Annotated in this window: 21 protein-coding genes; 7 read left to right on the forward strand and 14 right to left on the reverse strand. The window is 68.7% G+C overall.

The genetic code is table 11. The features are described from left to right. Positions 1-55: 55 nt before the first annotated feature. Positions 56-751: a YceI family protein gene (locus AC1Q87_RS01865; protein ID WP_492607311.1), complete on the forward strand. Its 696-nt coding sequence runs from the start codon at positions 56-58 to the stop codon at positions 749-751. On the opposite strand, the gene AC1Q87_RS01870 is transcribed toward AC1Q87_RS01865, so the two are convergent. Next, complete coding sequence (locus tag AC1Q87_RS01870; RefSeq protein WP_492607312.1) at positions 748-1,416, reverse strand: hypothetical protein; 669 nt, start codon at positions 1,414-1,416, stop codon at positions 748-750. The genes AC1Q87_RS01865 and AC1Q87_RS01870 overlap by 4 nt on opposite strands. A 110-nt stretch (positions 1,417-1,526) precedes the next feature. Between AC1Q87_RS01870 and AC1Q87_RS01875 the strand changes: the two genes are divergently transcribed. Next, positions 1,527-1,892 (forward strand): response regulator, encoded by a 366-nt coding sequence (locus AC1Q87_RS01875; RefSeq protein ID WP_056018205.1) that lies wholly within the window; start codon positions 1,527-1,529, stop codon positions 1,890-1,892. A 7-nt stretch (positions 1,893-1,899) separates the two neighbouring features. After that, positions 1,900-3,264 (forward strand): PleD family two-component system response regulator, encoded by a 1,365-nt coding sequence (locus AC1Q87_RS01880; protein WP_492607313.1) that lies wholly within the window; start codon positions 1,900-1,902, stop codon positions 3,262-3,264. Positions 3,265-3,357: 93 nt separating this feature from the next. Here the strand turns inward: AC1Q87_RS01880 and AC1Q87_RS01885 are convergent, their stop codons facing one another. Next, positions 3,358-3,543, reverse strand: coding sequence for a hypothetical protein (locus AC1Q87_RS01885; protein WP_492607314.1), 186 nt, complete (start codon positions 3,541-3,543; stop codon positions 3,358-3,360). A gap of 7 nt (positions 3,544-3,550) precedes the next feature. Here AC1Q87_RS01885 and AC1Q87_RS01890 point away from each other — a divergent pair, with 7 nt between their 5' ends. Further along, positions 3,551-3,784, forward strand: a complete 234-nt coding sequence (locus AC1Q87_RS01890) for a hypothetical protein (protein ID WP_492607315.1) — start codon at positions 3,551-3,553, stop codon at positions 3,782-3,784. Positions 3,785-3,821: 37 nt separating this feature from the next. Here the strand turns inward: AC1Q87_RS01890 and AC1Q87_RS01895 are convergent, their stop codons facing one another. From AC1Q87_RS01895 to AC1Q87_RS01940, 10 genes are all read right to left on the reverse strand, one after another. Beyond that, positions 3,822-4,193 (reverse strand): tRNA-binding protein, encoded by a 372-nt coding sequence (locus tag AC1Q87_RS01895; protein ID WP_492607316.1) that lies wholly within the window; start codon positions 4,191-4,193, stop codon positions 3,822-3,824. Further along, complete coding sequence (locus AC1Q87_RS01900; RefSeq protein WP_492607317.1) at positions 4,171-5,130, reverse strand: DMT family transporter; 960 nt, start codon at positions 5,128-5,130, stop codon at positions 4,171-4,173. The genes AC1Q87_RS01895 and AC1Q87_RS01900 overlap by 23 nt, the downstream gene beginning before the upstream one ends. Before the next feature lie 44 nt (positions 5,131-5,174). Further along, positions 5,175-5,924, reverse strand: a complete 750-nt coding sequence (locus tag AC1Q87_RS01905) for an AraC family transcriptional regulator (RefSeq protein WP_492607318.1) — start codon at positions 5,922-5,924, stop codon at positions 5,175-5,177. Positions 5,925-6,045: 121 nt separating this feature from the next. Further along, positions 6,046-6,213, reverse strand: a complete 168-nt coding sequence (gene rpmG / locus AC1Q87_RS01910) for a 50S ribosomal protein L33 (protein WP_183770461.1) — start codon at positions 6,211-6,213, stop codon at positions 6,046-6,048. A 113-nt stretch (positions 6,214-6,326) separates the two neighbouring features. Beyond that, positions 6,327-7,319, reverse strand: a complete 993-nt coding sequence (locus AC1Q87_RS01915) for an FAD:protein FMN transferase (RefSeq protein ID WP_492607319.1) — start codon at positions 7,317-7,319, stop codon at positions 6,327-6,329. Then, entirely contained in the window at positions 7,319-8,137 is an 819-nt protein-coding gene (locus AC1Q87_RS01920) for a DUF4198 domain-containing protein (protein WP_492607320.1), read from the reverse strand. Before AC1Q87_RS01920 ends, AC1Q87_RS01915 begins: the two co-directional genes overlap by 1 nt. Positions 8,138-8,148: 11 nt before the next feature. Then, positions 8,149-8,664 (reverse strand): DUF2271 domain-containing protein, encoded by a 516-nt coding sequence (locus AC1Q87_RS01925; protein WP_492607321.1) that lies wholly within the window; start codon positions 8,662-8,664, stop codon positions 8,149-8,151. 11 nt (positions 8,665-8,675) lie between these two features. Beyond that, positions 8,676-9,335 (reverse strand): PepSY-associated TM helix domain-containing protein, encoded by a 660-nt coding sequence (locus tag AC1Q87_RS01930; protein ID WP_492607322.1) that lies wholly within the window; start codon positions 9,333-9,335, stop codon positions 8,676-8,678. Between the two features lie 119 nt (positions 9,336-9,454). Beyond that, positions 9,455-10,171: an NUDIX hydrolase gene (locus AC1Q87_RS01935; RefSeq protein ID WP_492607323.1), complete on the reverse strand. Its 717-nt coding sequence runs from the start codon at positions 10,169-10,171 to the stop codon at positions 9,455-9,457. A 48-nt stretch (positions 10,172-10,219) separates the two neighbouring features. Further along, the gene (locus tag AC1Q87_RS01940; RefSeq protein WP_492607324.1) at positions 10,220-10,648 is read right to left on the reverse strand and encodes an EamA family transporter; all 429 of its coding nucleotides are present in this window, start codon (positions 10,646-10,648) and stop codon (positions 10,220-10,222) included. Between the two features lie 26 nt (positions 10,649-10,674). Between AC1Q87_RS01940 and AC1Q87_RS01945 the strand changes: the two genes are divergently transcribed. After that, on the forward strand, positions 10,675-11,361 hold the full coding sequence (locus AC1Q87_RS01945; protein ID WP_492607325.1) for a phosphatase PAP2 family protein: 687 nt from the start codon (positions 10,675-10,677) through the stop codon (positions 11,359-11,361). 118 nt (positions 11,362-11,479) lie between these two features. After that, complete coding sequence (gene ybaL, locus AC1Q87_RS01950) at positions 11,480-13,453, forward strand: YbaL family putative K(+) efflux transporter (protein WP_492607326.1); 1,974 nt, start codon at positions 11,480-11,482, stop codon at positions 13,451-13,453. Here the strand turns inward: ybaL and AC1Q87_RS01955 are convergent. Further along, positions 13,450-15,138 (reverse strand): acyl-CoA dehydrogenase family protein, encoded by a 1,689-nt coding sequence (locus tag AC1Q87_RS01955; RefSeq protein WP_492607327.1) that lies wholly within the window; start codon positions 15,136-15,138, stop codon positions 13,450-13,452. The two genes, ybaL and AC1Q87_RS01955, sit on opposite strands and share 4 nt — an antisense overlap. A 231-nt stretch (positions 15,139-15,369) precedes the next feature. Between AC1Q87_RS01955 and AC1Q87_RS01960 the strand changes: the two genes are divergently transcribed. Next, positions 15,370-16,281 carry a type II toxin-antitoxin system prevent-host-death family antitoxin gene (locus tag AC1Q87_RS01960; protein WP_492607328.1) on the forward strand — a complete coding sequence of 304 codons (912 nt, stop codon included), beginning with the start codon at positions 15,370-15,372 and terminating at the stop codon, positions 16,279-16,281. Here AC1Q87_RS01960 and rnr read toward each other — a convergent pair. Beyond that, the gene (gene rnr / locus AC1Q87_RS01965; RefSeq protein WP_492607329.1) at positions 16,278-18,584 is read right to left on the reverse strand and encodes a ribonuclease R; all 2,307 of its coding nucleotides are present in this window, start codon (positions 18,582-18,584) and stop codon (positions 16,278-16,280) included. The genes AC1Q87_RS01960 and rnr overlap by 4 nt on opposite strands. Between the last annotated feature and the right edge of the window lie 6 nt (positions 18,585-18,590).

The following is an 18,590-nucleotide window of genomic DNA, read 5'->3' on the forward strand; positions in this document are numbered from 1 at the left end:
AGCCCGGCTGGTGCGACGCTCAGTTGTGGCCAGACACACTCGAAGGATCGGACCCATGAAGCGTGCCGCCTGGGCGTTCGCCGCCCTTACCGTCGCCGCCTGTTCGCAGCCGCCGGCCGAGAAGAAGGCGGCCGAGCCGCCCGCGCCGACGGCCGCTGCGCCGGCGGTCCAGAACACCGCCCCTGCGGGCGAGTACAAGTTGGACAACACCCACGCCAGCGTCTCCTTCCGGGTCAATCACCTGGGGCTGTCACGCTATACGGCGCGGTTCACCGACATCTCCGGCAAGCTGAACTTCGATCCCGCCAACCCCGCGGCCATGAGCGTGGAGGCGAGCGTCGATCCGAAGTCGCTCGAAACCGACTTCCCGCTGGACGAGCCGGACTTCGACGCCGAACTCGCCGGTCCCAAGTGGCTCGACGCCGGCAAGTTCCCGACCATCACCTTCAAGTCGACCAAGGTCGAACCGACCGGCGCCAACACCGCCAAGGTCACGGGCGACTTCACCCTGCACGGCGTGACGCGGCCCCTGACCTTGGACGTCACCTTCAACGGCGGCTATGCGGCCGGCGGCATGGACCCCAGCGGCGCGCGCATCGGCTTCTCGGCCAAGGGCGAGATCAAGCGTTCGGAGTTCGGGATCGCCTACGGCGTGCCGGCGGCGGGGACGAACTTCGGCGTCAGCGACGAGGTCGAGATTATCATCGAGGCCGAGTTCACCCAGCCGGGCCCAGCCAAGCCCGCGGCCTAGAACACCGCCGCTTCGATCGCCTCGCGCAGCGCCCGCCAGTCGTCGATCCTGGTGTGGCGCTCGGGGGCGGTCGGGGCCAGCGGCTGCAGGCGTGGATCGGCGACCATCTGGAAGCGGTTCACGCCCGGCGCGCTTTCGGCGACGGAATCCAGGTTCGAGATCAGGTCGTCGATGAACGCCGCTCGCGCCTTCACCTGTCGGGCCATCATGGCCGCAACGGGCCCCTTCGGTCCGGTGTTGAGCACGAGCGGGTAGTCCATGCCATGGCGGCCCAGCCAGCGGGCCCGCGCCATGCGGGCCGGTCCCGGCGCATTGGTCAGGATCACGACGTTGGCGCGCTGGGACAGCGCACGCAGCGCTTCGGGGCCTCCGGGGGCGGGCTCCATGTCCCCGCAGCCGAGCCGGAAGAAGTCGTCGAAGTGCGTGCGGCCTTCCTCGACCGGCAGGTGCTGGGTCTCTCCGGGGCGATAGATGTTCTGGAACAGCGCGAAGCGGTCGACGCGAAACTCCAGGCCGCGGCCTTCCAGGAAGCGGCCGAAGCCCTGCATGAACAGGCCCAGCACCTCATCCACGTCGACCAGCAGCAGCGGCCGATGCGGATCGACGCCCAGTTCCAGCAGGTTGGGCGCCCGCGGCGGCGGCAGTTGAGGTGAAACGCTGGCCAAAGGGCCCTCCGGTGCGACTAACGCGAGTTTAAGGATATCCGTGAGATTAACGATCCAAAGGTGGGGTCAGCGGTCGATTCGCGGGCTCTCGAAGCATCGTCGAGACGAAAATGGCCAAGAAGGTCCTCATCGTCGAGGACAACGAGCTGAACATGAAGCTGTTTCATGATCTGCTCGATGCCCAAGGCTACGAAACCCTACAGACCCGCGAGGGGCTGCAGGCGCTTGCGTTGGCGCGGGAGCATCGTCCCGATCTGATCTTGATGGACATCCAGCTGCCCGAGATCTCCGGTCTGGAGGTCACCAAGTGGCTGAAGGAGGACGACGAGCTGGCCGCGATTCCGGTCGTGGCGGTGACGGCGTTCGCCATGAAGGGCGACGAGGAACGGATTCGCGAAGGCGGCTGCGAGGCCTATTTGTCGAAACCAATTTCAGTGTCGCACTTTCTCGATACCATCCGGCGATTGTTGAGCTAGTTCGCCTATGTCCGCCCGCATCCTCGTCGTCGACGACATCGAAGCCAATGTGCGTCTGCTGGAAGCCAAGCTGACGGCCGAGTACTACGATGTCCTGACGGCCAGCGACGGGCCGACCGCGCTGGCGATCGCGGCCAAGGAAAAGCCGGACATCGTCCTGCTGGACGTGATGATGCCGGGCATGGACGGCTTCCAGGTCTGCCGCCGGCTGAAGGACGATCCCGAGACGCGCCACGTGCCGGTGGTGCTGGTCACCGCCCTGGACGGCCGCGCCGACCGCATCGCCGGGCTGGAGTCCGGCGCCGACGAATTCCTGACCAAGCCCATCGACGACGTCATGCTGTTCGCCCGCGTGCGCAGCCTGACCCGGCTCAAGATGGTCATCGACGAACTGCGCGACCGCGAGGCTTCGGGCCGCCGCATGGGCGTCATCGCCGGCGCGGCCTCGCGCCTGGGCGGGACGGGCGGGCGGATCCTCATCGTCGACGACCACGAACGGCAGGCCCAGCGCGTCGCCACCGAGCTGGCCATCGAGCATCGGCCGATCATCGAGGCCGATCCCGAAAAGGCGCTGATGACCGCCAAGGGGCCGGTCGATCTGATCATTGTCAACGCCACGGCGCGCGGCTTCGACGGCCTGCGCTTCGCCGCCCAGCTGCGATCGGACGAAGCGACGCGGCACCTGCCGGTGCTGGCGGTGGTCGACTTCGACGAGCGACCGCGGCTGGTGAAGGCGCTGGAGATCGGCGTCAACGACATCCTGCCCAAGCCGATCGACCCGCAGGAGCTGGCGGCCCGCGCCCGCACCCAGATCCGGCGCAAGCGCTACACCGACTATCTGCGCGACAACCTCGACCACTCGCTGGAGCTTGCGGTCACCGACCAGCTGACCGGGCTGCACAACCGCCGCTACATGAACGGACAGCTCGAGGCGCTGGTGCGCCGGGCGACGCATGGCGGCGATCCGGTCGCCTGCCTGCTGATCGACATCGACCACTTCAAGAAGATCAACGACGGCTACGGCCATGACGTCGGCGACGAGGTGCTGCGCGAGTTCGCCGTGCGCCTGGCCTCCAACGTCCGGGCCATCGACCTGCCGTGCCGCTACGGCGGCGAAGAGTTCGTCGTGGTCATGCCCGACACCAAGCTGGAAGACGCCGAGCGCATCGCCGAGCGGATTCGGCTGCATGTCGCCGGCTCGCCCTTCCGGGTGATGGGCGGCAGCGAACTACTGACGGTCACGATCTCGGTCGGCGTCGCCGCCACCCTCGGCGAGGGCGACCGGCCCGAAGCCCTGCTCAAGCGCTCCGACGAGGCCGTCTACGAGGCCAAGGCCCACGGCCGCAACAAGGTCGTCGCCCGCGCCGCGTGACCTCTCGCCGTCTCCAACCTATGGTGCGCGTCAGGGGTGACGCGGGGGCGGAAATGAAGTTCGCAGCGGTTGCCGGTATGATGGCTGCTCTGGTCAGCGGCGGCCGACGATAAGTCCATTGCGCTGGGTTTCGGGGACGAGGTCGTTGGACAGTTTGACGAGACCATGCTCGACGCGGTGATCGAGCCCGACGCGAAGGCAGATACGAGCCGAGCCGCCCTGGTCATAAAGACCGGGGTTCGAGACGCAGATACGTTCGATGCCGCCACCGCGGATCAAGGCGTTCGTGGAACGTGCTCAGAAGGTCGGCCGGACCGAAATTCTCTTCAAGAGCAGCTGGCAGTTGACCCTGGTCGGACCGGCCCAATATCGCGGGGCGGTCTCCAAACTGGTCGCTGAGGACGCGCGTCAGATGGCGGCGACATTCGGTCCGAGCTACGGCGTTGAAGTCGAGGGGCTGCAGTTGCCGGTGTCCTGGTACCAGTCAGGCCCGCTGGACCTCGCGCTCTACATTCCCTAACGCCTCACTGTCCGGCCCGTCGCGCCGTAGCTAGCGCTCAGGCCAGCCGCGCGCCATTGGGGACGGCGCCGGTCGGCGCGGCCAGCACGATGTGGCCGTCCTCGTCCGGAAAGCCCAGCACCAGCACCTCCGAGCGCACCGGGCCGATCTGGCGGGGCGGGAAGTTCACCACCGCCATCACCTGACGGCCGACGAGCTCCTCAAGCGTGTAGCGTTCGGTGATCTGGGCCGAGCTCTTCTTCACGCCGACCGCGGGACCGAAGTCGATCGCCAGGCGGTAGGCCGGCTTGCGGGCCTCCGGAAACGGCTCGGCCGAGACGATCACACCCGCGCGGATGTCCACCTTGGCGAAGTCGTCGAAGACGATCTGCGCGGCGGCGGGTTCGTCAGGCGTGCTGATCTTGTGCATGGGCGGCTCCTTGGCGCGGGCGGTGCGCCGACACGCAGGTGACGACGCTGGCGACCATCAGGGCGATGGCGGCGAGTTCGGCTGTGGTCGGCCAGCGCTGCTCCCACAGGAAGCCGTAGAGCAGGGCGAACAGGGTCTCGAACAGGATCATCTGGCCGACCAGGGTCAGCGGCAGCAGTCGGCTGGCGCGGTTCCAGAAGGCGTTGCCGACGATCGAGGCGAAGATGGCGACGCCGGCCGAGACGGCGATGAAGCGAATCCACTGGTCGGACGCGTGGGCGCTCGCGCCGATCAGCGCCGCCGGGATCGCCAGGACCAGCGCCTGGGCCCCCGTCGCCACCCCGGTCAGCAGGCTCCAGTCGTGAGCGGAGACGTGCTGCACGCGCGCCAGCCAGCGGCCGTTCCAGACCGCGTAGGCGGTCCACGAGGCCAGCGCGCCGATCGCGCAGGCCAGGCCGATCAGGGCCCGGCTCTCAGAGCCCGGCGCGGCTGCATGCAGCGACTGCCAGGCGATGCAGGCGACGCCGCCCGCGCCCACGGCCAGGGACGGAAGCAGCCGGCGCAGCGGGACGGCGCCATGATCGCGGCTGCCGATCATCGTGACCGCCACAGGCAGGAAGCCGATGACGACGGAGGTCATCGCCACGCCGCCCGTCTGCACGGCGCTGGCCAGCAGCACGTAGTAGAGGGTGTTGCCCAACACGCTGAGCCACGACAGCGCCACCCACTCGCGCCGGCCGACGGCGGCGCTGACCGCGCGCCAGCGGGGCGCCAGCAGGACGGCGGCGATCGCGCCGTAGGCCAGGTAGCGACCGGCCGCCAGCTGCAGCGGCGTGAACTCCGACGCCAGCTCCGGCGCCAGGAACACCAGTCCCCAGAACGCGCCCGCGGCCACTCCGCATCCGACGCCCAGCAGTGTCCGGCCTTGTCCTGTCATGATCTGGCAATTGCCATGGAACGCCGTCGAGGTCTTGGCGCGGACTACTGCGTTTTGGTCCGCGTCTCGCGTTCCTGCCGACGATAGGCCGCCGGTGTCATGCCGGTGGCGCGGCGCATCGCCCGGGTCAGCGCGCTCTGGTCGCCATAGCCGCAACGATGGGCGACTTCGGCGATCGAGGCCGGAGAGGATGACAGCCAGTCGCGGGCCTGACGCAGGCGCACTTCGCTCAGCCAGGCCCTTGGGCTCATGCCCAAGTCCGACTGGAACAGGGCGTGCAGCCGGCTGACGCTGACCGCTGCGCGCTCGGCCATCATCGTCGTGGTCCAGGGCAGGGCGGGCTCGGCTTCGATCTGCGCGGCGAGTCGCGCCAAGCGCGAGGCGGCGCTGGCCGGGGCCTGGCCCAGGGCGTCGATCAGCAGCGGCGTCCATAGCGCCACGACGGCGGGCGTGGCGCGACCGTCGCCGATCATCAGCCCCATGTAGTCGATCAGTTTGGTGGCCGTTGGCGTCAGGCTCACGAACGGCGCGCGCGCGAGCCGCTCGGCCATCTGCGGGGCCTGGCGCGCCAGGTGCAGGTCGAGGATGATCGAGCGGTTGGCCGTGTCGCTCATCGTCGAATGCGGCGTCTCGGCGACGACGAACGCGGCGCGCCCAGAAGCCAGCCGGCCGCCTCGGCCGGCGATGTCCAGTTCCAGCGCGCCGCTGAGCGGCAGCACCAGCTGGTCGAAGCTGTGGCTGTCCGGACCGCGGTCCTCGCCATAGCTGCGGATGTTGAAATCCAGGGCCGTCATGGCTGCATGTTAGCCCAGCACGCGGAGCGGCGACATGACACGCAGCGCCGCGCGCCGCACAACGAAAAACGCCCGGCCAGCCGGCCGGGCGTTTTCACAGACTGGAGAGTCTGGGGAAGGCTTATTTAATCTTGCCTTCTTTGAACTCGACATGCTTGCGCACGATCGGGTCGTACTTGTTCATGACCAGCTTTTCGGTCTTCGTGCGGGCGTTCTTCTTGGTGACGTAGAAGTAGCCGGTGTCAGCCGACGAGTTCAGGCGGATCTTGATGGAGGCGGGCTTCGCCATGGTCGGTCCTCGCGGGGCCGGTCGGACCGGCAGGTGTTCTAAAGAGCCGCGGACAATACGAATCTCGAACCCAAAGTCAATGCGGCCTTGGGAAAATCCGCGGATGTCCTGGCTCAGGCCAGCATCGCCTCAAGGGCGGGGGTGACGATTTCGCGCAATCCGTCGCCTTTGTCCACCAGCAGCAGGGCGGCGACGTCGTGTCGGACGGCGAAGGCGCGGCCTTCCTCCGGTCCCAGCACGCCGATCGCGGTGCAGAGCGCGTCGGCGTCGATGCAGTCGCGGGCGACGACGCTGACCGACCGCAGACCGTTGGCGGCGGGTTGTCCGGTACGCGGGTCCAGCGTGTGGCTGTAGCGCCGTCCGTCGTGGTCGAGGAAGCGATGATAGTCGCCGGAGGTGGCGAGCGAGAGGCCGTGCAGCGCCACGCGGATCGGACCGCCCGGCAGGCTCGCGCCCGGCGGGGAGGCGATGTCGGCGAGCCAGGGCTGGCCGTCCGGCTTGACGCCGGCGCCGCGCAGTTCGCCCCCGATCTCCACGAGGTGATCCGCCAGCCCGAGGTGGGAGAGCGCTCGCGAGACCTCGTCCACGCCGAAACCCTTGGCGATGCCGGACAGGTCGAGATGCAGGCCGCCAGGTTGGAACATGCGCGCGCCGTCGCGGGCCAGCCGGTCCCAGCCGCAGTCGGCCCGCACCGCCTCGATGTCGGAATGGCTGGGCGGGAGCGCCGGTCCTGACGGTCCGAAGCCCCATAGGTCGACGAGCCGGCCTGTAGTCGGATCGAAGGCGCCGCCGCTCAGGTCGGCCCAGTGCAGCGCCCGGTCCATGACGTGGGCGAAGCCCGGCGCAAGGTCCAGCCAGCCGCCGGCCGACGCGCGGTTGAACTGCGAGATGTGGGAGTGCGGCTCCCAGTTGCTCATCTGGGCGATCAGGCCGTCGAGCAGGATCTGGATCTGAGCGGGGATGCTCGCCAGGTCGAGCCCGGCTGGAGCGAACGCCTTGACGTTCCAGGAGACCCCCATGGTCGGGCCGCTGAAGGCGACCGATCGCTCGCCGCGGGCCCGAAGGGCGCGCGGCGAGAGGTCCAGTGGGACGGCGACCCGACTCATCAGTCGGGAAGGACTTCCAGCGTCGTCACGTAGGCGGCGCTGCGCTCGGCGTTCGGAATGCTGCTCTGGCCGCCGCGGACGGAGGCTTCCAGCCAGTACATGCCGGCCGCCGGCCAGTTCACCGTGAAGGCGCCGTCGGCGCCGGTCTTGAGCTTCAGCTCGGTGGTCTTGCCCGCGTAGCGGTTGCCGCCGGCGACGACCTCGACTTCGACATTGGCCGCCGGCTTGCCGTCGATGACCAGCTTGAAGGTCGCCGGTTCGCTGGCCACCAGGTCGTTCGGATGGGTGACCGGATCGAGCTCGAGTCCCTTGCCGGTCAGCTTCAGGGCTTCCTTGGTCGGCGAGCCGCGGGTGGCGAAGATTTCAAGCCGGCGCGCGTTTTCCATGATCTTGACGTCGGTGGCGTCCTTGGGGATCGCCGTCGCCAGATCGGCGGCCGAGCCGCGCCAACGCTTCTGCTCGCCGCCCTGCTTGTACGAGGCGCCGACGCCGTCGCTGACATTGGCGATCTTGTAGGTGCCGGGCTGGCTCAGCTGCACGTCGAAGGTGCTGCGGTACTTGCCGGTCGCGCCGTTCTTGATCTCGCCCTTCGAGCCGTCCGGCGCGATCACCGAGATGCCGTCGAGGCGCATCGGCACGTGGTCGAAGTAGAACAGGTCGTTGGACACGGCGGCGTCGACGGTGATCCAGGGATCGTTTCCCGACAGCACGGTGGCCGAGGGCAGCAACCATTGGCGGTGCGCGCTGGCGGCGGCCGGGATCGCCAGGATGGCGACGACGGAGACGGCGGCCAGGGCGCCGCGGCGGATCTTTTGCATGCTTCTGTCCTCTACGGCTTGACGGTGACGCTCACGGCGCCGAGTTCGCTGGTCCCCTTGGCGGAGGACGTCGTGCGGGTCTTGGGCGGCCATTGGAACGGCGCGCGGACCACCTCGACGCCGCCGACTTCGCGAGCCGCTTCAACGACGATGTTGTACTGGCCGGCCGGCAGGTTCCCGAGCGGTGCTGCGCCGCCCTTGAACACGACCTGATGCTTGCCGGGCGCGCGCGTCGCGGCGCTGACGCCGTCGGCGGGCAGGCTCATGTCGCGGCCGGCACGGCGCCACCACTGGCGCATGTCCTTCAGCCACTTCTGGCCCTCCTGGTTCTTCAGCTTGACGTCGTACCAGACGGCCAGGGTCTTCACCGCGGTCTTGTCCTGGTTCTCGATCCAGACGGCGACGTACGGGCGATGGTACTCGGCGACCGTCAGCCGCGGAATTTCCACGCTCAGCTCCAGGTCCGCCGCCAGGGCGGGACCCGCCATCAGGCCCGTGAAGGCGGCGGTGTAGATCGGCAGACGCATAGGTGCTCCGGTCAGTGAAGGAAGATGAGAACGAGGATCAGCGGGACCGCAAGGCCCAGCCCGACCAGCGGCCAGGTGATCTTGCGGGCCTTCGAATGCAGTTGCAGCAGCACCAGCCCGGTGAGGCAGAAGATCACGCAGCCAATCGCGAAGACGTCGAGGAACAGGCTCCAGACCGCGCCGGTGTTGCGGCCCTTGTGCAGGTCGTTGAGATAGGCCACCGGCCCGCGGCTAGTGCTCTCGTGCACGACGGCGCCGGTGCCGGCGTCGAAGGTCACCCAGCCGTCGCCGCCCGGGCGGGGCAGGGAGACATAGGCTTCTTCGTCGGTCCACTCGATGGCGGCGGCCTTGGGGGCCTTCACGCCCATGTCCTTGGCCAGCCAGGCGCGGATCGGCTCGGGCAGGGCGCCTTGCTCGGCCTGGGCGGCCTTGGCCACGCTCAAGAGTTCAGCCGGGAGCTGGCCCTCGGTCTCGACGGTGTTCGGCTTGGCCTCGATGGCTCCGGCGTGGTTCAGCGTGATGCCGGTGATCGCGAACAGCAGCATGCCGACCAGGCAGACCGCGGCGCTGATCCAGTGCCACTTGACCATCTGGCGCATGAGGGCGGCACGGCGCTGGGCCTTACGCTTGGCCTTGGCCTTTTCCTCGTCGATGGCCGCTTTCGCGTCCACGAGCTCCGAAGCCGACAAACTGCTAGTCCCCGCAAGTGCTGATAGTGGCTCGCACTAACAAGGGGTTGCGCTCAACGCAAGTTAGTTGAGAACAATTCGCATTTGAAATGTTCGGACGCCTAGAGGTGGCTCAGTCGTGTCGCGCCGGCGCCGAAGCGCATGAACGGACGCGGACGCTCAGGATCCTCCAGCCGGTGGATCGCCTCGCCGATCACGGTCCTGGTGACCGAGGGCAGGGGCAGGGCGATGGCCTCGTCAAAGTCGACCCAGGCGATCTCCTCGAGCTCTCCGCAGTCGGGCTTGCGTTCGAGGCTGATCAGGCGCTCGGCGTCGGCCATCAGGAACCAGGTGTCGAAGCGTTTGGCCAGCATCGGCGGGGTCACGGCGCGGGCCACGATCTCCAGCGCGTCCAGGTCGGCGGCCGCGCCTTCGGCTGCGAATTCGCGCCAGGGGCCGGCCAGGGGACGGACAGGCGCCTGCTTGGCCAGCAGCAGGCCGGCCTCCTCGTAGGTTTCGCGGATCGCGGTGAGCGCCAGGGCCCGGCCGCGGTTCATCGGAATGTGCGCCTCGAACCGGGCGGCCACCTCTGGCTTCAGGTCGGTCGCGAACGGCGCGCGGAAGTCGCTGCGATCGATGCGTCCGCCCGGGAACACCCAGAGGTTCGGCATGAAGTCGTGCCCGCCGTGCCGCTTGCCCATCAGCACCTGAGGCTTCTTGCGGTCGCGGCGCACGATGATCAGGGTCGCGGCATTGCGCGGCTTCACGGCGCGGGCGCCCTCGGGGCGCATGCGGCCGCCTTCAGGGGGGCGGTTGGTCGGAACTGCGGTCGTGGTCATGAAACAACTGTATGACCCGATCTGAGTCCTGGGAACGGCGACGTAGCGTCAACCTCCCCACGCGACCAGCGCGGCGCCGGCCGCGATCAGCGCGACCCCCGCCCAACTTACGACTGAGAGGCGCTCACCGAGAAAGATCGCGGCGAACACCGCGACCAGCACGACGCTCAGCTTGTCGATCGGGGCCACGCGCGCGGCGTCGCCGAGTTTCAACGCTCGGAAGTAGCAGAGCCAGGAGAGGCCGGTGGCCGCCCCCGACAGGACCAGAAACATGTAGGTGCGAGGGCTGACCTCGCCGGCCGGCTTCCAGGCCCCGGTCGCGGTGACGATGCCGGCGGCGATCGCCAGGATCACCAGCGTGCGGATCAAGGTCGCGTAGTCGGAGTTGATGTTCTCCACCCCGACCTTGGCGAACACAGCGGTCAGGGCCGCAAACCCCGCCGACAGCAACGCCCAAAGCTGCCATGAAGATGTCATCGACCTCACCCCCGCGCGAACACGGCATGATCGAACGCTTGAAATCCCTCATCGGCAAGCTCGAGACGCGCACCCTGGCGCTGTTGGTGGCGTTGGCCGGAGCCTCATGGCTGTTTCTGCTCGTGGCCGGTGAAGTGTCCGAAGGCGGGACCGACGCCCTCGACCGCCAGTTGCTGCTGGCGCTGCGCACGCCCGGCCAGCCGTCCGATCCGCTCGGGCCGCAATGGCTGGAGGAGGCGGTCCGCGACATCACGGCGCTCGGTGGCTTTACGATCCTGACCCTTCTCACCATCGTGGCGACCGTGCTGCTGATCTTCCAACGGCGCCGGCGCGAGGCGTTGATCTTCGCCGCGACGGTCATCGCCGCCCAGGCGTCGAGCCAGCTGCTCAAGGCGTTCTACGAGCGCGAGCGCCCGTCCCTGGTGGCGCACGGCAGCTATGTCTATTCGCACAGCTTCCCGTCCGGTCACTCGGCCATGGCTGCGGCAGTGTTCCTGACTCTGGCGACGGTGGTGGCCAGCGTCGAGCCGCGTCGACGCACCAAGGCGCTGATCTACGGTCTGGCGATCGTCTCCGTGCTGGGAGTCGGGGTCAGCCGTGTCTATCTGGGCGTGCACTGGCCGACCGACGTGCTGGGGGGCTGGGTGCTGGGCGCGAGCTGGGCGCTGGCGGCCTGGCTGCTCCTGGCTCTCACCGCGCCGCGCGAAAACTGACGCCAACGCATGTGATGACGCCGATGTGTCCGGGTGGAGTGATCATTTCTGGTTGATCTGAGGGCCCCGGACCGCAATTTCCACGGTGGGAACCCCTGACAACTCTCCACGGAGGCACATGCCCCATCATACGCCGCTGATCGCCACCATCGTCGCCGGCCTCGTTGCCGCATTCGCCCTCGGCGCCCTCGCGCAGCGCCTGAGGCTTTCACCATTGGTGGGGTATCTGCTGGCGGGGGTCATCGTCGGGCCGTTCACGCCTGGCTATGTCGCCGATCAGAAGATCGCCAACGAACTGGCGGAGATCGGCGTCATCCTACTGATGTTCGGGGTGGGCCTGCACTTCTCGGTCAAGGACTTGATGGCGGTCCGCAAGATCGCGGTGCCTGGCGCGTTGGCGCAGATGGGCGTGGCGACGGTCCTCGGCATTGCGCTGTCGGCGTTGCTCGGCTGGCCGCTGATCTCGGGCCTGGTGTTCGGCCTGGCGCTTTCGGTGGCTTCGACGGTGGTGCTGCTGCGCGCGCTGCAGGAGCGGCGGCTGGTGCAGACCGAGCGCGGCAAGATCGCGGTCGGCTGGCTGATCGTCGAGGATCTGGCCATGGTCCTCGCGCTTGTGCTGCTGCCGGCCGTGGCCGGGGCGATGAAGTCCGGGGCCGGGTCAGCCGACCCGCTCACCGCGTATGGGGTGCCGCTGGGCCTGACCCTGCTGAAGGTCGGCGGCTTCGTGGCCTTCATGCTGATCGTGGCGCGGCGGGCGGTGCCGTGGCTGCTGCACTACGTGGCCCATACCGGATCGCGTGAGCTGTTCCGGCTGGCGGTGTTCGCGATCGCGCTGGGCGTGGCGTTCGGCGCGGCGATGCTGTTCGGCGTCTCGTTCGCACTGGGCGCGTTCTTCGCCGGGATGATCCTAGCCGACTCCGAGCTCAGCCACCGCGCGGCCGAGGAGACCCTGCCGCTGCGCGACGCGTTCGCCGTGCTGTTCTTCGTTTCGGTCGGGATGCTGTTCAACCCGTTCGTGGTGCTGGCCAATCCGCTCACCGTCCTGGCGGTGCTGGCCATCGTCATCATCGGCAAGTCGCTGGCCGCCTATGCGATCCTCAAGCTGTTCAAGCGGTCCAACACGACGGCGATCACGGTCGCCGCCAGCCTGGCCCAGATCGGCGAATTCTCGTTCATTCTCGCGGGCTTGGGCGTCGATCTTGAGATCCTGCCGCGGGAAGGCCGCGACCTGATCCTGGCCGGCGCAATCATCTCGATCATGCTGAACCCGCTCATCTTCGCCGTGGCGCTGCGACCGCCGAAGGCCGCGCCGGTCGAGCCGGTCGCGCCGACGCCCACCGCGCCTGAACCTGAGGCGGCCAACGATCTCGCGCCCACCGCGCTCAGCGGACACATCGTCGTCGTCGGCTATGGCCGTGTCGGTCAGTCGGTGACCGCAGGCCTGAAGCATCAGGCCAAGCCGTTCGTGCTGATCGAGTCCGAGCCGGAGTTCGCGGCGAAGGCGGCTGAGCAGGGATACGAAGTCGTGGTCGGATCGGCGGTCGAGGCGCGGGTGCTGGAGGCCGCGGGCGTGCCGCGCGCGGCGCGAATGTACGTCGCGGTGGCCGACGGCTTCGAGTGCGGCGGCGTCGTCGATCACTCGCGCAAGGCCAATCCCGGCCTGGAAATCATCGCTCGGGCTCACTCCGACGAAGAGGCCGCGCACCTCATCGCCCACGGAGCCGACCGCATCGTAATGGGGGAGGTCGAAATCGCCCGCGGCATGCTCGAGGACGAGATCCCGGCCGGCGAATCGGCCGAGCCGGCGGGCGACGTCATGGAGTTCGCGGCCGGCGCGCCGCGCCTGCTCATCCTCGACGACGCCGAGCGCGCCGTCCTGGCGGCGGTCCGCAGCTTCGACATATGGCCGGGCGAGGCGATCTCTTGGGCGGCTGTGCATGAGGCCGCGGTGCTGCGGGGCTATAACGCCGAGCGGCTCGATCATGCGTCCCAGACCCTGCGCGCCAAGGACTGCATGCGCGACCTCGATCAGGAGCGCATCACCCTGACCAAGCAGGGGTTCCTCGCGGCGCTGCAGCCGGCCGCAGCCTAGTCCGCGCCGGGATCGCCAAGCAGCGGCGCCAGGTCGCGATCCTCGGCCGGCGTCGCCGTCAGCGGATCGCGCGGCAGGACGCGGTGGGCCAGAACCGCCCGCGCCAGGGCCAGGCGATGGGGCGCGTCCAGGCGCCGCGCCTCCCAGGCCAGGGCCGCGGCCGAGGTCAGGTGGTAGAGCGCGCTGGCCGCCTGGCGCGTCTGGGCGACGTCGCCCTGGGCGGTTTCGGCGAGGGCGATGGCCCGGTCGAGCGCCGGCATCAGCTCGACCGGCGCGTCGCTATCGGCGCACAGGCCGGCGATATGCGCGCGCAGCACCGGCAGCGAACCTTCGCGTTGGGCGGCGCGGACGACATCGAGGGCGACGATGTTGCTGGTGCCTTCCCAGATGCTGCCCAGGTGGGCGTCGCGCACCAGCCGGGCGTCGGACCATTCCTCGATGTAGCCGCAGCCGCCGCGCACCTCCATGGCGTCTCCGGTCACCTTGCGCGCGTCGCGGCAGGCGCGGAACTTGATCAGCGGCGTCAGGATGCGCAGCAGCGGATAGGCGCTCTCGTCGCCGCCGTCGGATCTTCGCAGCGCCTCGGCGGTCTGGAACATCATGCTGCGCGCCTGTTCGGCCGGGATCAGCATCTTCAGCAACTGGCGGCGCATCAGGGGCATCGCGATCAGCCGCTTGCCGAACGCCTCGCGCCGGTGGGCGATGTAGAGCGCCTCTGTGCTCGCCCGGCGCATCAGGCCGGCCGCGCGTACCCCGTTCGACAGGCGCGAGTTGTTGACCATGTCGGCCATCTGCTTGAACCCCGCGCCTGGGTCGCCGACCAGCCAGGCCGTCGCCCCTTCCAGCGAGATCTCGCCGCTGGCCATCGACTTGGTGCCCAGCTTGTCCTTCAGCCGCACGATCCGGTAGCGGTTGGCGCTCCCGTCGGGGAGCGTGCGCGGCAACAGGAATAGCGACACGCCTTTGAGGCCAGGTTCGCCGCCCTCCCGACGGGCCAGCACCATGGCCAGTTCGGCGTCAGCGTTGGAACAGAACCACTTCTCGCCGCGCAGCGACCAGGTCCCGTCCGTCTGGGGAGAGGCGGTGACCACCGTCGCACCGACGTCCGAGCCGGCGCCCTGCTCGGTCATGAACATCGCGCCCTGGTTCAGGACGTCGAGATCCTGGCTGGTCAGGGCGGGCAGGTAGCGCGAGATCAGGTCCTCAGACCCGAACTTGCGCAGCGTCCGGGTCAGACTGTCGGTCATGCTCACCGGGCAGCAGAGGCCGAACTCGGCCTGCACGAACAGGTAGGTGATCACGTACTTGGCGGCCGCCGGCATGGCCGCGTTCCAGCCCAGCACGCCGGGCCGATGCGACAGCGCCGCCAGGCCGTAGTCGCCGAACGCCGTCTGTTCGAGCTGTCGATAGGCCGGGTGGTAGTCGATGCGCTGGGCGTCTTCGCCGCGCCGGGTGCGCGGGCGCAGCACCGGCGGGTTGTGGTCGGCGATGCTGGCCAGGTCGTCGAGCTCGCCGCCGGCCAGGGCGCCCAGCCGATCGAGATGCGGCTCAAGGTGAGCGGCCAATCCGCCCGGGAGGTAGAGTTCGGCCAGCCGCTGCAGGTCGGGATCGGCCCGATAGAGATTGAGGCCGCGGCTGTCGGGCACCGCCTGGGCGCCGGTCGGCGGGGCTGGGCTGTCGTGCATCGCGTCCCTCCTCGTTTCTTGAGGGCGAGCTTAGCCTATCCGGCGCTGCTTGCGACCGGAGCGGCGTCTCCGCGAATCGGCCGCTGTTCGCTGATCAAGTTCGAACGTGCAGTTCGTCTGCAACATTATGAATTATAAAGATAACATCCTGCGACCCTAGGGCGCAGTGTCAAGTGCGATCCGTTGAACAACCTTCACCGCACGGTTGGGGTGAACCGGAGGGGGCAACACGTGCTGACGCGCTTTGATAAGCCGGGGGCTAGAACGACTGCGGCTGAGATCAGTCGGAATTTCGGCCATTGGCAGGATCGGGCCATGCAGAGCCCTGTGCTGGTCACGCACCACGGCCGACCGCGGCTGGTTGTGCTGTCGGCCGAGGAGTTCGTACGCCTGAGCGATGGTCCGGCGGACGCGGGCGAAAAGACGGTCGCTGGAGATGAGGCGGACGATCCGAGCCGCGACAATTTCATCGCCAACATGTTCGAGGGTTTCGTCTGCTTCGACGCCGAGCTGCGGGTGCGCTACCTGAACAGCGTTGCGGTCGCCAGCATGGGTCACGGACCGCGCGATCTCGTCGGCAGGGCTGTCGACAGCGCCGAGTTCGGCGAGCAAGGCGTGGTGCTGGCTGCGCGCCTGCGCCGCGTGTTGCGGACCGGCGAAGTGGTCCAATTCGAATCGAAGGGCTTCTTCAATCCGCATCGCTACTTCGAGAGCAAAGCCTTCCCGTTCCAGGGTGGCGTCGGGGTGACGTTTTCGCAGCTGACCGAATTGCTGGATCTCCGGCGCGACGCCGAGATCAGTCGGGCGCGGAATCAGGCCATCGACAGGCTGGGCCTCGTCTCCCAACTCGCGGTCAACGCCATGGGGTTCATCGAGGAGGCGAACGCGGCGTTCTGCGACTTGGTCGGCTTCTCGCAGTCGCAGGTGCTCGGCGCGCGGCTCGTTGATTTCGTGGCTCCGCCGTCTCGGCACGACTTCGCGCAATCCATGAACGGCGTCATGCAGGGGCGCGCAGAGCACCATGGCGGGACGATCGAGTTCCTCGTCCGTGAGCAGGGCCACGTCTCGGTCAGGCTGTCGGCGGCCCGGCAGACGCACAACGACGTCTGCATCGGGCTGGCGGTCGCCTGCGTGCCGGCCTAGCGGCGCTTTCCGCGCTTCGGCGGCGCCTTGCCCGCGCCGCCGCCACGCTTCGGTCCCGTGAACGGCGCGCGACCGCGCACCCCCAGGCGTGGGCGTGGCGCGGTCGGGTCGACGGGCAGGGGATCACTGATCATCTCGAACAGCAGGCCGCCGGTGATCGGCGTGGCTTCCTTGAGCTCGACCTGCACGCGCATGCCCAGCGGCCAACGCCGGCCGGTGCGCTCGCCGACCAGGGCGTGGGCCTTGTCGTCGTGGACGAAGAACTCGCCGCCCAGGCTCGACACCGGCACGAGGCCGTCGGCGCCGGTCTCGTCCAACCGGATGAACAGGCCAAAGCGGGTGACGCCGGTGATCCGCCCCGCGAACTCCGCGCCGACGCGGTCGGCCAGGAAGGCGGCGACGTAGCGGTCCGTGGCGTCGCGCTCAGCGGCCATCGAGCGGCGCTCGGTGCCGGTGATCCGCTCGGCGGTGTCCTTCATCTGCGCGATGTCGCGGTCGGTCAGGCCATCGTCGCCCAGGCCCAGCGCACGGATCAGCGCCCGGTGCACGACCAGGTCGGCATACCGGCGGATCGGCGAGGTGAAGTGCGCGTAGCGGACGAGGTTCAGGCCGAAGTGCCCGATGTTCTCGGTCGAGTAGATCGCCTGCATCTGGGTGCGCAGCACCACCTCGTTGACGATCTCGGCGTGCGGCCCCTCGCGGGTCTCGCCCAAGAGCTTGTTGAACCGGTCGGTGCGCGGCGCCTCGCCCTTGTTCCAGGCGATGCCGATGGTCTGCAGGAACTCGGCCAGGGACTGCACCTTCTCCTGGCTGGGCGCATCGTGGATCCGGTAGATCAGCGGGCTCTTCTTCTGCTCGAGGGTCTCGGCGGCGCAGACATTGGCCTGGACCATCATCTCCTCGATCAGCTTGTGCGCCTCCAGCGAAGCGCGCGGCGTGATCGAGGTGACCTCGCCCTCGGCGTTGAGGACGATCTTGCGCTCCTGGCTCTCGATGGCCAGCGGCGAGCGGGCCTTGCGGCCCTTGAGCATGGTCTCGTAGGCGGCCCAGAGCGGCTTCAGGATCGGCCCCAGCAGCGGGTTGGTCTGATCGTCCGGGAAGCCGTCGATCGCCCGCTGGGCCTGTTCGTACGAGAGCTTGGCGGCCGAGCGCATCAGCCCGCGGACGAACTTGTGCGAGCGCTTGCGGCCGTCGGCCCCGAACACCATCCGCACCGCCATGCAGGCGCGGTTCTCGCCCTGGCGCAGCGAGCAGAGGCCGGCGGAGAGCCGCTCGGGCAACATCGGCTCGACGCGGTCGGGGAAGTAGGTCGAATTGCCCTTGTCGCGCGCTTCCTTATCGAGGGCCGAGCCCGGGCGGACATAGGCGGCGACGTCGGCGATGGCGACCCAGACGATCCAGCCGCCCTCGTTCTTGGGATCGGTGTCCGGCTCGGCGTAGACCGCATCGTCGTGGTCGCGGGCGTCCGGCGGATCGATCGTCACCAGCGGCACGGCGCGCAGGTCCTCGCGGCCCTTCAGGGTCGCTTCCTGCGCCGCTTCGGCCTCGGCCTCGGCGTCCTGGCTGAAGCCGGTCGGAATGCCGTGGCTGTGAATGGCGATCAGCGAGGCGGCGCGCGGTTGGTCCTCGCGGCCGACCACCTCGAGCACCTTGCCGCGCTTAGGGCCATAGCGGGCCTCGACCGTGACCTGGGCCAGGACCAGGTCGCCGTCGTGCAGGTTGGCGGCCTCGGCCGGAACCAGGGTCAGGCTTTCCTTGGAGCGACGGTCGACGGGCTCGACCCGCACCTGCTTGTTGGCCTTTCGGATCACCCCGAGGATGCGGTGGGCGCTCTGGCCCAGGCGCTTGATGACACGGGCCTCTGTCTCGCCGTTCTCGAGGGTTTCGAACCGCACCAGCAGTCGGTCGCCGAGGCCCGGCGCGCCGCCGATCGCCCCGGCGCGATCGGGCGCCAGCCGCACCAGCGGCGCGTCCTCGCCCTTGGTGAGCTTGACCAGCAGGTCGCCGTCCGGATCGCGCTCGACCACGTCGACGACACCGACCTCGGGCAGGGCGCCGGCCTCGGAGAAGCCCTTGCGGCCGCGCTTGCCCAGCGCGCCCTCGGCCTGCAACTGCTTGACCATGTCGCGCAGGGCGCGGCGGTCATTGCCCTTGAGGCCGAAGGCCTTGGCCATGTCGGCCTTGTCGGTCTCGCCCGCCTCACGGATGAACTTGAGCAAGGTCTCGCGATCCGGCAGCCCCTGGGGCGGCCGGACGGACTTGGTATTGAAGCGAGCGGTCTTCGGAATGCGGGCTTTAGCCATTCCGCC

The organism is Phenylobacterium sp. GW823-FHT02A09, assembly GCF_058797775.1.

Coding starts and splice junctions, on each gene's coding strand:
- AC1Q87_RS01865 (WP_492607311.1), top strand. CDS start 56: ATGAAGCGTGCCGCCTGGGCGTTCGCCGCCCTTACCGTCGCCGCCTGT.
- AC1Q87_RS01875 (WP_056018205.1), top strand. CDS start 1,527: ATGGCCAAGAAGGTCCTCATCGTCGAGGACAACGAGCTGAACATGAAG.
- AC1Q87_RS01880 (WP_492607313.1), top strand. CDS start 1,900: ATGTCCGCCCGCATCCTCGTCGTCGACGACATCGAAGCCAATGTGCGT.
- AC1Q87_RS01895 (WP_492607316.1), bottom strand. CDS start 4,193: ATGCACAAGATCAGCACGCCTGACGAACCCGCCGCCGCGCAGATCGTC.
- AC1Q87_RS01900 (WP_492607317.1), bottom strand. CDS start 5,130: ATGACAGGACAAGGCCGGACACTGCTGGGCGTCGGATGCGGAGTGGCC.
- AC1Q87_RS01905 (WP_492607318.1), bottom strand. CDS start 5,924: ATGACGGCCCTGGATTTCAACATCCGCAGCTATGGCGAGGACCGCGGT.
- rpmG (WP_183770461.1), bottom strand. CDS start 6,213: ATGGCGAAGCCCGCCTCCATCAAGATCCGCCTGAACTCGTCGGCTGAC.
- AC1Q87_RS01915 (WP_492607319.1), bottom strand. CDS start 7,319: ATGAGTCGGGTCGCCGTCCCACTGGACCTCTCGCCGCGCGCCCTTCGG.
- AC1Q87_RS01920 (WP_492607320.1), bottom strand. CDS start 8,137: ATGCAAAAGATCCGCCGCGGCGCCCTGGCCGCCGTCTCCGTCGTCGCC.
- AC1Q87_RS01925 (WP_492607321.1), bottom strand. CDS start 8,664: ATGCGTCTGCCGATCTACACCGCCGCCTTCACGGGCCTGATGGCGGGT.
- AC1Q87_RS01935 (WP_492607323.1), bottom strand. CDS start 10,171: ATGACCACGACCGCAGTTCCGACCAACCGCCCCCCTGAAGGCGGCCGC.
- AC1Q87_RS01940 (WP_492607324.1), bottom strand. CDS start 10,648: ATGACATCTTCATGGCAGCTTTGGGCGTTGCTGTCGGCGGGGTTTGCG.
- AC1Q87_RS01945 (WP_492607325.1), top strand. CDS start 10,675: ATGATCGAACGCTTGAAATCCCTCATCGGCAAGCTCGAGACGCGCACC.
- ybaL (WP_492607326.1), top strand. CDS start 11,480: ATGCCCCATCATACGCCGCTGATCGCCACCATCGTCGCCGGCCTCGTT.
- AC1Q87_RS01955 (WP_492607327.1), bottom strand. CDS start 15,138: ATGCACGACAGCCCAGCCCCGCCGACCGGCGCCCAGGCGGTGCCCGAC.
- rnr (WP_492607329.1), bottom strand. CDS start 18,584: ATGGCTAAAGCCCGCATTCCGAAGACCGCTCGCTTCAATACCAAGTCC.